14 protein-coding genes and 1 pseudogene are annotated in these 13,616 nt (G+C 48.9%); 3 read left to right on the plus strand and 12 right to left on the minus strand.

Annotated features, from left to right (window positions below; translation table 11 throughout):
- Positions 1-10 precede the first annotated feature (10 nt).
- Both BMX14_RS05830 and BMX14_RS05835 read right to left on the minus strand, forming a co-directional pair.
- A complete protein-coding gene (locus BMX14_RS05830; protein ID WP_092674266.1) occupies positions 11-751 on the minus strand; it encodes an ABC transporter permease subunit in 741 nt (246 codons plus the stop codon).
- An 18-nt stretch (positions 752-769) separates the two neighbouring features.
- A complete protein-coding gene (locus BMX14_RS05835) occupies positions 770-1,720 on the minus strand; it encodes an extracellular solute-binding protein (RefSeq protein ID WP_408011861.1) in 951 nt (316 codons plus the stop codon).
- Between the two features lie 156 nt (positions 1,721-1,876).
- Here BMX14_RS05835 and BMX14_RS05840 point away from each other — a divergent pair, with 156 nt between their 5' ends.
- Entirely contained in the window at positions 1,877-2,959 is a 1,083-nt protein-coding gene (locus BMX14_RS05840; RefSeq protein WP_092674121.1) for an oxidoreductase, read from the plus strand.
- 50 nt (positions 2,960-3,009) lie between these two features.
- On the opposite strand, the gene BMX14_RS05845 is transcribed toward BMX14_RS05840, so the two are convergent.
- Complete coding sequence (locus BMX14_RS05845) at positions 3,010-4,011, minus strand: zinc-binding alcohol dehydrogenase family protein (RefSeq protein ID WP_092674124.1); 1,002 nt, start codon at positions 4,009-4,011, stop codon at positions 3,010-3,012.
- Between the two features lie 177 nt (positions 4,012-4,188).
- Between BMX14_RS05845 and BMX14_RS05850 the strand changes: the two genes are divergently transcribed.
- On the plus strand, positions 4,189-4,428 hold the full coding sequence (locus tag BMX14_RS05850) for a DinI family protein (protein ID WP_092674127.1): 240 nt from the start codon (positions 4,189-4,191) through the stop codon (positions 4,426-4,428).
- A 41-nt stretch (positions 4,429-4,469) separates the two neighbouring features.
- On the opposite strand, the pseudogene BMX14_RS16810 reads toward BMX14_RS05850, so the two are convergent.
- The 5 genes and pseudogenes from BMX14_RS16810 to BMX14_RS16820 all read right to left on the minus strand — a co-directional run.
- Positions 4,470-4,586 (minus strand): annotated as a pseudogene (locus BMX14_RS16810) (hypothetical protein); the annotation flags it as partial.
- A gap of 241 nt (positions 4,587-4,827) precedes the next feature.
- On the minus strand, positions 4,828-5,934 hold the full coding sequence (locus BMX14_RS05855; RefSeq protein ID WP_092674130.1) for a T6SS immunity protein Tli4 family protein: 1,107 nt from the start codon (positions 5,932-5,934) through the stop codon (positions 4,828-4,830).
- Entirely contained in the window at positions 5,931-6,590 is a 660-nt protein-coding gene (locus tag BMX14_RS05860; RefSeq protein ID WP_092674133.1) for a hypothetical protein, read from the minus strand. Before BMX14_RS05860 ends, BMX14_RS05855 begins: the two co-directional genes overlap by 4 nt.
- 883 nt (positions 6,591-7,473) lie before the next feature.
- Positions 7,474-7,737 carry an Lrp/AsnC ligand binding domain-containing protein gene (locus BMX14_RS16815; protein ID WP_230527322.1) on the minus strand — a complete coding sequence of 88 codons (264 nt, stop codon included), beginning with the start codon at positions 7,735-7,737 and terminating at the stop codon, positions 7,474-7,476.
- An 84-nt stretch (positions 7,738-7,821) separates the two neighbouring features.
- A complete protein-coding gene (locus tag BMX14_RS16820) occupies positions 7,822-7,935 on the minus strand; it encodes an Lrp/AsnC family transcriptional regulator (protein ID WP_230527324.1) in 114 nt (37 codons plus the stop codon).
- Positions 7,936-8,076: 141 nt separating this feature from the next.
- Here BMX14_RS16820 and BMX14_RS05875 point away from each other — a divergent pair, with 141 nt between their 5' ends.
- Positions 8,077-9,759 (plus strand): alpha-keto acid decarboxylase family protein, encoded by a 1,683-nt coding sequence (locus BMX14_RS05875; RefSeq protein WP_092674136.1) that lies wholly within the window; start codon positions 8,077-8,079, stop codon positions 9,757-9,759.
- On the opposite strand, the gene BMX14_RS05880 is transcribed toward BMX14_RS05875, so the two are convergent.
- The 4 genes from BMX14_RS05880 to BMX14_RS05895 all read right to left on the minus strand — a co-directional run bounded on the left by BMX14_RS05880 (position 9,749) and on the right by BMX14_RS05895 (position 12,575).
- Entirely contained in the window at positions 9,749-10,654 is a 906-nt protein-coding gene (locus tag BMX14_RS05880; protein WP_092674139.1) for a DMT family transporter, read from the minus strand. The genes BMX14_RS05875 and BMX14_RS05880 overlap by 11 nt on opposite strands.
- Positions 10,651-11,214: a TetR/AcrR family transcriptional regulator gene (locus BMX14_RS05885; RefSeq protein ID WP_092674142.1), complete on the minus strand. Its 564-nt coding sequence runs from the start codon at positions 11,212-11,214 to the stop codon at positions 10,651-10,653. Before BMX14_RS05885 ends, BMX14_RS05880 begins: the two co-directional genes overlap by 4 nt.
- 63 nt (positions 11,215-11,277) lie before the next feature.
- The gene (locus BMX14_RS05890; protein ID WP_092674144.1) at positions 11,278-12,030 is read right to left on the minus strand and encodes an SDR family oxidoreductase; all 753 of its coding nucleotides are present in this window, start codon (positions 12,028-12,030) and stop codon (positions 11,278-11,280) included.
- A 68-nt stretch (positions 12,031-12,098) separates the two neighbouring features.
- Positions 12,099-12,575 (minus strand): OsmC family protein, encoded by a 477-nt coding sequence (locus BMX14_RS05895; protein ID WP_092674147.1) that lies wholly within the window; start codon positions 12,573-12,575, stop codon positions 12,099-12,101.
- Between the last annotated feature and the right edge of the window lie 1,041 nt (positions 12,576-13,616).

Consider the following 13,616-nt stretch of genomic DNA (forward strand, 5'->3'; position numbering starts at 1 on the left):
CGGGTTAGCCTTATGGCTTACGTGAACGATAAAAACACCATAATGGCAACGGTAGACTGGTTAATAGTAGGATCCACAATAGGGTATAAACAGCCTCCACTCCCCCATTTTGCAAATTAACATAAAGTTTGACTGGGATACCCTGCGGGAAATAACAGAAGATCATCACAATCCCAAATTCCCCTAATGCCCTCGCCCACGCTAAAGAGAGACTATTGAGTAAGCCGCGCCTAGCGAGCGGTAGCGACAAGCGCCAGAAAAGCTGCCAACGGTTTGCCCCCAGCGTCTCTGCCACTTCGGTAACGGCCGTCGGTACCGCCTCGAACGCATTGCGAGCCATTAATACGTAAAAAGGTAACGCTGCGTAGAGTTGAGCGAGGATAAAAGCCGCAGGCGTGTTGGTGAGATTGACACCCAGTCGGGCAATTATTTCGCCTAACGTGCCATAAGGCCCATATGCCGCCACCAGCAAAATTCCCATCGCTAAGGGCGGGGTCAATAAGGGAATGAGTAGCCCTATTTCGATCCCAAATCGCCATGAAGATCGCGTATTCGCTAACCACAACGAGACAGGTGTGCCGAGTATCACGATTAGGGGTAAGCTGAGTAGACTTAAACTTAATGATGTCCAGACGGCGCGCGCATCGCCATAAGCTAAGGCAAAATGATGCCAGGGAGTGACCAGTAATAGGGTGATAAACGGCACGGCAAGCAAGCACAGTGCCGGAAACATCAAACTGCGTAACAACATTAGCGACAACGCAGAGGGTTATTGCGCGTAAAGGGCTTTTCCTTTCGGCTGATCATAGCCATTATCCTTAAAAATCTGCTGAGCCGGTGCACTGGTTAAGTAATGGATAAACTGCTGCGCCAATTGAGGATGTGGCGCATTTTTTAGGACCGCGGCATAAAATACGAGAGGCTGAGGATGATAGGTTTTCAGCTGCCCAGTGTGATCGGCCAAGGTGAAGTTCACCTTGTCATACCATTGCTTGCTGTAATCAGGATTGCTTAAGTTGATGTGATCGGGCAGTACCACATAGGGCAGTTTCGCAGAACGGGTAGCGCTTTCGTAGCCAGAGGCGGCGTCGACTTGTCCCGCTTCTAAACGCGCTAATAATCCCCCTTCTGCCGCAATCTGCTGCGGGTTAATCAATTCACCCATAATGGTTTTCGCCAGGCCCGGTTGCTGATAATAGCGTTCCGCCAGTTTTAGCGTGAAAATGATATTTTGGCCTTGCGGATCGCTGGTTGGATCGGTACGACCAAAGCGTAGATCGGTTTCAGACAAAATTTTCCACCACGGCGTCTGTCCGTCATCACCCGATCGGGCAAACTGCTGTGCAAAACGACTATGGGGATTATAAGCGATAACCATGCGTGTACTGGCCACGGGTTGGGCATGATCGACAAGCCCTGCTTGCTTCAAAACATCGATAGGTCCGGGCGTTATCGAAACGAAGACATCGGCAACGACTTTTTTAGCAGCCAACAAGCGCGCCATACCGTACGCCCCCTGCCCTTGACCTTGGTAATCAATATGATTTTTTTTGGCGAAGTCCGGCCCTAATCCGTTATCCATGACCACACCCATCGACCCGGCATAGGTGACCGTTAGCGTGTCGGCAATCGCCGATTGGCCTGAACAGCCGACGCTGAAAAGAAACAGCAAAGACGCTAAGTGACTCTTTTTTGCAGTAAAACGTGATGGGGTCTGCACGGAGGGAATACTCGCTCAGAAATAAGATCTTTACACCATAATCGGCTTAAAAAACTAAATCAAGTTGCTTGTCGAGGTTCTTTTTGGCGAAGATCCCTGCTAACGTATTATATTAGTTAAAATATTTTAACATTTACCTTACATAAAGGACGCAAAATGACTCAGGTTCTTCAACAAACCGTTCCCCGCATCAAGGTTGCGTTAATCGGTTATGGCTTTGTCGGTAAAACCTTCCATGCCCCATTAATCAGCGCAATTGAAGGGTTAGAGTTATTTATTATCGCCTCGAGCGACAGTGAAAAAGTACACCACGACTATCCAGCTGTCGAGGTGATTGCCAATGCTGAAGCCGCTATCACGCATCCAGAGGTAGATTTAGTGGTGATCGCAAGCCCGAACGCCACCCATGCTCCCCTCGCCAAACTCGCCCTAGAGACTAATAAGCATGTAGTGGTCGATAAGCCTTTCACCCTTGATTTGGCGGAAGCACGTGAACTCATCGAGGTCGCCAACCGGCAACAGCGTCTACTATCCGTCTTTCATAATCGCCGTTGGGACAGTGACTTTCTGGCGATAAAAACGTATTTACTAGCAGGTAAAATCGGCTCCATCGCCCATTTTGAGTCTCATATGGACCGTTTTCGCCCACAGGTTCGCGATCGCTGGCGCGAGAAAGCACAACCGGGAAGCGGCTTATGGTTCGACATCGGTCCACATCTGGTCGACCAGGCGCTACAGCTATTCGGATTACCACAATCCGTAGAAGGTAATATCTGTTTATTACGCGAAGGGGCGCAAATTGATGACTGGGCACACGTGGTATTGAACTATACTCAGCATCGGGTGATCCTTCACTGTTCAATGCTTGCCGCAGGAGGCAGTTTACGCTTTGTCGCGCATGGAACCGAAGGCAGTTTAGTCAAAGCGGGCATCGATCAGCAAGAAGCCCAGCTTGCTGCAGGCGTCCTACCGACAAGCGACACTTGGGGTCAGGATGATGATCAGGTGATCTATTATTGCTCAGAAGGCAAGGCACACTCGCTCGCGACGCCAGCCGGCGATCAAAGTCGCTACTATCAAGGTATTGCTGACGCGTTACGCCAAGGGGCCCCTAATCCGGTTTCTGGTGTAGAAGCCCTAGCGGTAATGGCCGTGATTGAAGCAGCCGTCGCGGCTTCGCAAAGTGGTCAGCGCCAGGTGTTAGCGCTAACCGAACACGAGATCGCTCAACTTCGCTAAATCTCACTGTCGAGCGAAGGGTGCGTTCTGCCCCTTCGCGTCGACGCAGTTTAAAAACCCTCTAAGACAATTTTACCCTTCGCCTTGTGGCTTTCTAGCATCGCATGCGCCTTACGTAAATTTTCCGCATTAATGACACCATAGTGTTCTGCCAACGTTGTTGTTAATACCCCCTGGTCGATCAGGCTAGCTACACGAGTCAGGATCTCATGTTGGCGGATCATATCGACGGTTTCGAAAAGCGAGCGGGTAAACATCAGTTCCCAGTGTAGAGAGATGGCTTTGCGTTTCAGCGGCAGTGCGTCCAGGGTTTGCGGATCATCAATTAAGCCCAATTTCCCCTGTGGGGCCAGTAATTCAATAATCTCGTTATAGTGACTATCGGTATGCGTTAGGCTAGCCACATAATCGACTTGCTCAATGCCCAGCTTGCCACAGCCTTCGACGAGGGAGTGCGAGTGATCAATCACCTCATCCGCGCCCAGTGCTTTGACCCACTGCGCCGTTTCGGGTCGTGAGGCGGTAGCAATTACGCGTAGCTGAGTCAGTTTACTGGCCAGTTGTGTTAAGAGAGAGCCCACCCCGCCTGCTGCGCCAATGATGAGCAAGGTTTTAGGCTTATCAGTCTCGACGGCTAAACGGTCAAATAACAGTTCCCACGCGGTCAAGGCGGTCAGAGGCAACGCTGCGGCTTCCGCATCTCCACACTGGGTGGGTTTTTTGGCGACAATACGTTCATCCACCAGGTGGTATTCAGCATTGGTTCCTGGACGGATCAACGAACCGGCATAGTAAACTTTATCACCGGGAGCGAATAAGCTGACTTCATCGCCAACCGCCACCACTTCCCCCACCGCGTCCCAACCGAGGATACGAGGTTCTGCCGTATTGGCCGTCCGCCGTATTTTCGTATCGATTGGATTAACAGAGATAGCCGCGATCTTAACTAATATATCGCGCGCCCTAGGAGTGGGTTTTTCTGTCTCAATTTCATACAGCGCTTGAGGGTCGGTAATAGGTAATTGATGGTCACGATAAACGATGGCTTTCATAAGGTTCTCCACTGGATAGTAAAATTGATTTTTTCATTATTTAAGGATAGTGGATTATCCTGACACAGACTGCTGATGATTTCGAGAAATGCCGCCCACTGAAGTTAAAAGCCCTACTTGACAACGACTTAACGCCTAGGCACTATACTGTTTATCTATACAGTTATTGGGTGGGTTATGTACGTAGAATTGGTGTATGATAAAAGAAATGTTGCCGGGCTCGATAACGCTGCAGAGATTATTCTGCAAGAATTAACCCTACGAGTAAGACGACTGTTTCCTGATGCCGAAGTACGGGTTAAACCGATGCAAATGAATAGCTTAAACAGTGATGCCAGTAAGAGCGATCGTGAGAAGCTTAACCGACTGCTAGAAGAGATGTTTGAAGAAGCCGATATGTGGCTGGTCGCAGACTAAATTTTATGGCGAAGGTGACCTCAATCACCCTCGCCGTTTCGTTATTTACCGATATCGCGTAAGGCCTTACCCTGCATCAAGTTACGTTCAATATGCTCTAACGAGACATTTTTCGTTTCCGGAACCCACCATAATGTAATCACAATAAATAGCAGGTTTGATCGGGGTTTAGTGCTCAGTAGAGCGAAAGCTCACGCTAAGCGTCCTCTGCCGGGGCACGGCGCGACGGTGATATCCCGGCAGCTCGGCATTGCCCGCTCCACGCCTTAGAAAATCCTGAACGTAGCATAATGATCTGCCGCCTTCCCTGTCCCGACTCAACGTTTGTTTCTGGACAGAAGATTACGATCAGAAAAAAAGATCCCAAGAATATCCTTATTGTCAGCCTGAATAGTGAGATCAGAACGCATTATTCCTGAGACGGAAAGAGCCTGTGATACGGTCCCATATTTCCACCAGTTCGCTATCGCTGTAAGTTGGCGGTGGCAGCGTATGGTTGCTTAATGTTAGGTCAATAATCGGATGTCGAAAATCCACTATTTTTTCATTAGCGATGGCGTTGAAAAGTAGCTGTCCGGACGGATGACCGGGTGATTTTTCTGATGGGGCAACGTTCAGCCACTCATCGGCCTCAAATCCCGCTATTTGTGTTTTACTCTTCCGCAGCGTCTTTGCCTTAACTTCTGTCAGATAAGGCTGAATTTCATGGCTTCGCTCCAGCATGCTCTTCGGATCGCCAAGATAAGTGTTCGTGGAAACCGACAGGGAAAATACCGGGTTATGCGGATAGACAAAGGTAATATCCTCCTTTGGCTTCGCACTTCCATCACGGATAAACCCTTGCGAAATACAGGTTCCCGGTTGCGTCGGAATTTCATCATCTTTCCGTCCGCTCAGGCGTGACATTAAGTCCTGTAGCTCCGCCAGTTTCTGAGGCTTAGTGTTAAGTTTACTTTCAGCCATCCCTCCATTCAAATACTCGACGCGGTCCTGTTTATATTTAGGGTCTGATACATCTCTTATCTCTGAAGAAATTATAAATGCCACCCCGTCAACGTACAGGTGCCCTTCCAGAATGCGCCCAAATCCCGGCACGCTCTCATTTCTATTACGGTCAAAGATCACCGCATTCTCACTGACCCGGTACACCTGTTTGAGAAAAGGCTGATCTATCAGATCAACTGTATGGCTGTTTTTCAGCACCTCCTCCCGCAGCCGGATACGCTGCACAAACGCCGGGCGGTAGAGTCGCTTGCTGCTGATACTGACCTCATTAATCCGGGCGCGGTCCGTCAGGGTGTTTTCAAAAGAGGCCGGTACCTCAAAAACATAGCGCCCCACACACTGGGCTTTGGTGGTGGTAAACAGGGTATCGACCATATGTTTTTCCTTATCCGTTAACGCCGGTGGCGTATGCACAAACGTCACATAGTGGTGAATATATAATCCTGCCGCCAGCAGCAGCAACGCCAGCGGAATAAGTAGGTGAAACGGAAATTTTTTCATGGGGCCGGCACCTGCTGCACGATTTTCACTACCGAGCGGACCGTAAACATCAGCGCGTCGGACAGGTCGCTGTAAACCGAACGGGAGCGGTCCACCGGGTCCACAGCATAGGCACCCTCATGGTCAACATCAGTGGCCAGTATGCCGCGAATTCGCGGGAAGGTGGTCCGGATGGCCGTTACCGGCACCGTTTGCAGCTGCGCTTTCCTGAAGTAATTATCCATCAGGATATCGTCATCGCTGAGCAGGTACTGCAAGCGGTCAAGCGCCTCCCCGTAGCTCTTGTAAAACGCACTTCCCCATCCCCGCTTGCGTCGCGACGGAAATTTTTTCCCGTCAGCATCGTTGTTTAAAATCTTCCCGCTGTCGTCAACCATTGTGGTTACAGGATCCAGAAGCCCCTTTCTTTTTTTTGCGTTGGCCAATGGCCATTTTTTAAGCGACGAAAAGCTAAACTGCCAGACTTTACTCTTTCCGTTTTTCAGGTTTGACCCCATCACCCCCGGAATAAAAATCACCGGGATCACTTTGTCGTCCGGCTTGAGGCAAACCGCCACGTAATTTTTTGCTTTCGCCTGGGGAATGATTTCATAATAAAACCGCCCGTCGTCATTCCACACTGGCCGGTGATAAGCACTGTTTTCGTTGTCATCCATGAGCTAAATTCCTGTTATTGGTGGGGCTGATGCTCAGTGGAGCGAAAGCTCACATTAAGAAGCTTCATCTGCCGGGGCACGGCGCGACGGTGATATCCCGGCAGCTCGGCATTCCCCGCTCCACGCTCTAGAAAATCCTGAACGTAGCATAATGATCTGCCGCCTTCCCTGTCCCGACTCAACGTTTGTTCAAACAGGGGCAGGTATCCTGTCTTATCTCAAATATCAGAAAAAGCAGAGAGTTAGCATGATAATCAGCCCGCTGGGAGACTATCACCAACCGGGACGGATCCGGCAGTTGCGCGGATAGCGACCGTAAGCACTAATATTGCGGTTCAATCGAGGAGTTATCGTATTTGTACTGATAATAAATGGTTATACTGGGTATTTTATTGTCTGTCTTAAATGGCCGCAAAAATAAAAGGTATCTTCATCGTATTCACCCTTAAATCACAATGTATAGGCTTGGTCATAAATGCGAACCCACTGATTGGCGCGGCGCCCATTTTCTGAATATAGAGCACCTGTTATAGCCTGGGTATCATTTCTAGCATTACTATTTATATAGACAAATTTATCACCAATCCGTTTAAGAATCCCCGTGTAACTAAATATTCCAGTTCCTCTTGGTTAGTATACGTTTTCGTTCAATTGCCCCCTTAAATGTTTAATCTAGTTGAAAGGAAATATTGATCGTGCAATACCACTCTTGGCTTCTGATCAGTTTGCTCATAGTTGGCTGTTCAACTCCCCGAGTCAAACAACGTCGGTCAACTTCCGCTTGCCTCGCTTACCAACGGATGATGACCACCCCTTTGCCTCCCTATCAACACGAGCAGCTTCAAGAACAATGTGAACGTTCGCGAGCCGATACGAACGTTTCTTAGAGTGGCCGTGTTGGAAGTTGACTAATTTGTTTGAGTTTTTTTAACACCACAAAGGATTTGACGTGGCTAATGACTTCGCTGGCCAATAAGGTGTGAGAGATAAAATCAGCCAATTGCTCTAAATTGCTCGCGATAATCTTTAATAAATAGTCAGCTTCACCGCTAACCATATGAACTTCCTGAATCGCCGCTTCACCATCGATAATTTGTTGAAAACGCTGCATCGATTTAGGTTCGTGGCTGTGTAAATTGATGTGCACGTAGGCTAATACCTGTAAACCAATCGCTTGACCATTTACCCGCGCGGAGTAGCCCTGAATAATCCCTGCTTCTTCCAGCGCGGTTCAGCGGCGCGAACACTGCGAGGCGGATAAACCCACCTTTTCGCCTATTTCTTGGTTAGTGAGACGACCATCAAGCTGCAACGCCGAAATAATTTTCCAATCGAAGTTATCCATCCTTTCCCCGCACGATTTATGTAACTCAAGCCATTTCAATACAAAACACGCACACTTCTTGTGCCGTTTTCCCGTTAGACTGATTAGAAATATTTATTCTCTGCACAAATCATTCATCACTTTTAGCACGAGGTGACATCGATGCAAATGCCATTAGGACAATTTTTACTGCGGCGATTACATGAAGTCGGCATCAACCATCTCTTCGGTGTACCGGGCGATTTCAATCTCTCTTTCCTTGAACAAACCCTACAGCCTTCCCCAATAAGATTTATTAATAATTGTAATGAGTTGAATGCCGCTTATGCAGCGGATGGCTATGCCCGTAGCAATGGGCTAGGGGCTTTCGTTACCACATGGGGAGTGGGTGACCTGAGCGCACTGAATGGTTTAGCGGGTGCCTATGCTGAAAACATTCCTGTTGTGCATATCAGTGGCTTACCGCGGTTGCATGCCGTCAATGAACGCGCCTTACTTCATCACACATTAGTCGATGGCGATTACGATAACATCGGTCGCTGTGTCGCAGAGTTTACCGTGGCGCAAACACGTCTAACCCCCGCGAATGCGGTCATTGAGATCGACCGCCTGCTACAGTGCTGTTGGCTGGAGCGACGGCCCGTTCATCTACAACTACCGTCCGATATTACTCACCTGATGATTGAAGTGCCGACGCAGCCCCTGTGCTTAATGGAGCCAACGAGTGACCCACTGCAAGTCGAACGCGTTATTTCGCGCCTGCAAGCGCAATGGCGACCAGAAAATAGCCCGGTCTTCTTACTCGATAACGATGCGGTACGCTTTGGGGTCATCGATGTTATTCGCACGATCGCCGAAAAGATGGCAATCCCTTATGCGGTACTGCCTAGCGCCAAAGGGATTATGGATGAAGATTCTGCACTGTATCTTGGTGTTTACGCAGGTCAGGCAAGTTTACCTACCGTAAGTCATGCTATTCACCATTCAGATTGCGTGATAGGGGTCGGCCTACGCCTGACGGATTGTAATACCGGGCTATTTAGCCAGCTTATCGACAACTCGCGACTCATCTCGCTAAGACGCTTCGATGTGGCCATTAAAGGGGCACAATTTCCGGGAGTCATGCTCAAAGAGTTATTAACAAAATTAGCTGAACAGGTCACCGATCGCGAAGCTCGGCCTCTGCCCCCTCGACCTTCCTTACCGCTATCGACTGAGGCGCAGACGACATTTTCTCAGGCCTATTTCTGGCAAGCTATTCAAGCCTTCATTCAACCGGAAGTTATAATTTTTGGTGAAGCGGGCACCGCACACAGTGGTGCATCAAGCTTACGGCTACCGGCTGGCGCGCGCTATCATTCGCAAATTATTTGGGGATCCATAGGCTTTACGCTACCCGCTCTGCTGGGTTCGCAGATTGCGCAACCCGACCAACGGCATTTGCTCTTTATTGGCGATGGCTCGTTACAACTCACGGTTCAAGAACTTTCTACCCTGCTACAACAGCGCCTTACACCGATTATTTTTCTCATTAATAATCGAGGATACACCATAGAACGACTTATTCTCGGCGAATCCTCTGCGTATAACGATGTGAACGAATGGGACTATGCCAAGCTACCGAGCGTGCTCGATAAAGGTAATCATGCCTTATCCTTTATCGTGGACGATATCCCTTCACTGCATCAAGCGCTGCAGGCCGCAGAGAATCCAAACCGTGATAAAGCTATTTTTATCGAGATACGCTTTTCGCCCCTTGATGCCCCACCTCAGTTAAAGCAATTCGCTAAGCGCTTTGCCGACTATGACTACGGCAACTGTGGGCCACGTAACCTTAATCACTGACCTTTGACCGCATTGGCCAAGCAATAATAACCAAACTGGCAATGATTAACCCTATCCCAGCCCAACCCACTGGGGATAGGGTTTCATTGAGGATAAACACGGCGAGTAAAGCGGCCACCACGGGTTCAAGTAACGTAATTGCCGTGGCGACGCTGGCTTTGATCCGCGCCAAACCTGCCCCATAACATAGGTAGCCGATGCACATTGGAAAGACCGCCATATAACTTCCCACCGCCGCATTTCGCCATGATGCGAGCAGGGGCGCACCGGTCACGATTAACAACGGTAATAACAACAGACCGCCCAAGCCGAATGTCGACCCCATCGCCGCTCGACTTAATACTCCCTTCATCATCATCCTTCTTGCAGTCCACGAATATAACGCGTAGGTCAGCCCAGCCAACAAGCCTAAGGCGACGCCTAGGGGCAGGGCCAGTGAGGAGTGACTGCTAACCGCTGAAGGTGCTGCGTGCAATTGCGCGAGCAAGCAAATCCCAACAACGCCTACTAGCGCCCCACATAACCACTGCGTAGTTAAGGCGCTTTTTTCCAATCGATTCTCGATCAAGGCTGAAAATAAAGGCGCGGAGCCTATGGAGATGACTGTACCGACCGCCACCCCAGCAAAGTGCATTGAGCAGTAAAAGGCTAGCGGATAAATAGCGACCGCGCCGGCCCCGAATATTAATAAACTTCGTTGTTGCTTGAGTTGAGACACTGAGCTGAGAATAGCCGGTAGCGCCAAGAGGGCTTGTAGGATCCCGCCAATGCCCATGGCGACACAAGCGATAGCAATAGGGCTCAATTGCGGGGCTAAACGCGCGACTGTGCCCGTAGTGCCCCACAATAAGGCCGCGATAATGACACAACTATTTCCGAGTGACGTAGCGCTCATAGACACTCCAATCGTTGAGTAATAATCTGCTTTGCCCGTTGCAGTAATGCTGGATGGCCACTCAGTCCGGCGAGGCTGATACTGCCTTCCAATAAAAAAGCGAACTCTTGCGCCAATAATTCCGCACGCTCAGCGTTGACCGACGGGATTTCGCACAATGCGGTTTCAATAAATTGTTGAATTTGGGCTTTCTGTTCTGCGACACAACGTCGTTCCAATGAATCAACCGGAAATTCCGCGGCAGCATTGAGTAGACCACACCCCCGAAACCCATTCTTGTAAGGTTGCTCAGCATGGTCTTGGTAGGCATCGTAGATCGCCAAAATACGATCCTGCGGGGTGACTGTTAGTTGCAGTCGGGTCGCATAAAGGTCAAGCCACTGTTGATGGCGAAGCGCGAGGTAATCTAACACCAAGCACTGTTTCGAGACGAAGTGATTATAGAAACTTTGTTTAGCAACGCCTGCGAGCTTGATGATGCTATCGATGCCCGTTGCATGGATACCCTGATTGTAAAACAGCGTATGCGCCGCCTCGCGTATTTTCCCTTTAGTCGACATGATACCCCCTGATAAAATAGACAGACAAGTCTACCTACTTTATCAGAAACCTCAAGCCATTCACTATTTTCCCCCCGCGAGGTCGATAAAGCTACCTGTAACGTAAGAGGCTTCTTCGGAAAGCAACCAAGCGATGGCATACGCCACCTCGATCGGCTGCCCACCTCGGGCCATGGGTAATTGCGACTTAACCCGTTCAATGCGGTCGGCCTCGCCGCCCTCGGCATGCATATCGGTATAGATAAACCCTGGTCGGACCGCATTAACTCGAATTCCGACGGCAGCCACTTCTACACTTAAGCCACGCGTGAAAGTATCGATAGCGCCTTTGGAGGCCGCATAATCAGTATATTCAAAGGCTGAACCTAACCTTGCCGCAGCCGACGACACATTGACGATTGCCCCTCCTCGTCCTTGATGTTGAGTCGACATACGTTTGACCGCCTCGCGGGCGCAAAGTATCGATCCACTTATATTGGCGGCGAAGAGCTGCTCCAAGCGCGGGGCCGAAAGCTGTTCAATTCGCGATTGGATAAAAAGCCTCGCGGCGTTATTTACGAGTCCAGTGATCGGCCCCAGTCGTTGATCAATCTCAGAAAACATTTCAATAATCTGTTGCTCATCGCTGATATCCGCGGCAATCGCAAGGGCACAACCGCCCTGCCGGCGGATAGCCTCAACCACCGCAAGGGCCTCATCTTCACGCTGCCGATAATTGATACAGACCTTATGTCCTCGTTCTGCGAGCAAAAGCGCCGTGGCCTTGCCGATCCCCCGCGAACCGCCAGTAATTAGCGTAATATTTTGCTGTGCCACACTTAAGCTCCTTATTCACCGACAACGATTAATCCGTTCACCTTTAGTGGAGGGTACCCGCCTCAAGATTAGGCGGCTTCGGAGGCGATAATAAATTGAGGTTGGTAGGTCACTGGAAAATTAACTGAACGCGCAATAAAACAGACAGGATGCACGTCATCATGTAGTTTTCTTGCGAGATCAAGGTCCGTGTCGGGCAAGACGGTGATAACCGGATGCAAGGTCATGGAAAGAAAGCGTCCCGCGCCACTGGGTAAGACTTCGCCGACGGCTGTGGGGGTATCCTGATAACCGACAACAGTCACTCCGGCCGCTGAAGCGAGATGTAAATACCACAACATATGGCAGGCTGACAGTGATGACATCAATAAATCTTCAGGATTCATCTTGGTTGGATCGCCACCGAGTAGCGGATCATTTGAACAGGCGATAATGGGTTTACCGGGCAGCGCAATATCCCAAGTTCGCGCATAGCTACGATAATGTGCGGTACCCTGCCCCAAATTACCGGTCCAGGTGATTGATGTGTGGTAAGTATGTTCCATAACGCTAGCCTCAAGAAGGAGTAAGGCGTTACTGAAGCAAAGTTCTACACATTCGTAAAGGAGTTATTTATACGATGGGGTATTTGGGGTAAGAAGGTAAAACCAACGAGCTTCACATTCTTCCCCAACGTCTGGAATTAGTAAGGTTTTACAACCATCACGGTGATCAACAGCGCAGCCATAATAATACAAGGTACGATAATTACTGCGAGTAACGTGATCATCCAGAATTTACGCTTAGACTGAGACATTGGGCGCCCGTTTGGAGTCGAAAATGATGTGCTATAGAGTATCGTAGAACGGCTGTTCTATCCAGACGAGAGAAAGCGAAAATTCCTCTAGGCTTATGCTACATTCCATTCAGCGGGGGTAAAGGTGTAATCAGGAAAAAGAAAACCTTTCAATTACGATGCTCGTTAAGAAATTGGTGTTTAGTTCGTAGAGGCCATTGCATCGTTTAAAGAATAAACAACTATGGCATAGCGGCACTCATCCCTAAGTGATGGAAAATCCTAACTCTTCAACGCTATACTTTAAGCCTAGTCGACAAACAATAATGTGCAATATTTTTTTGTCTTTCGCTATCTTAGTACCCGTGTGGGAGATCACCCGACATAATGGCTCGATGCAGGTTTTTTGTACGCTCGGCTTAAGAACCGGGTAAAACACTCCTTTCTGGGAAAATATCCCCCGCTCCCCTCTTCGAATAAGAACAATCATTATTTAGTGTGCACCCACTTATTATAAGTCATCCAATTATCCAAAATTTATACATGACCTTGCATATCCTGTACTGGTAATTAAGCGAGAAAATAACCCTTTAACGATAATGTTGTTAAAGATATTAATGATTGGTCAGCCGTTATTCCTTGCTTGTAAGCTAAAGCTATTACCACTCACCCGCACAGTGAATTGTAAAAAAAATCCTAAATGTAACGTCCCACTCTTTATTTTTAACAAAATCGAAAAAGAAAATCTTCGCGTTAATTGAAAATAAGCATCGTCTGACCTAATAAAATACGGGGATCTACGTTACTAATC

It is taken from the genome of Rosenbergiella nectarea, from assembly GCF_900111105.1.
In the GTDB taxonomy this organism is placed as follows: Bacteria; Pseudomonadota; Gammaproteobacteria; order Enterobacterales; family Enterobacteriaceae; genus Rosenbergiella; species Rosenbergiella nectarea.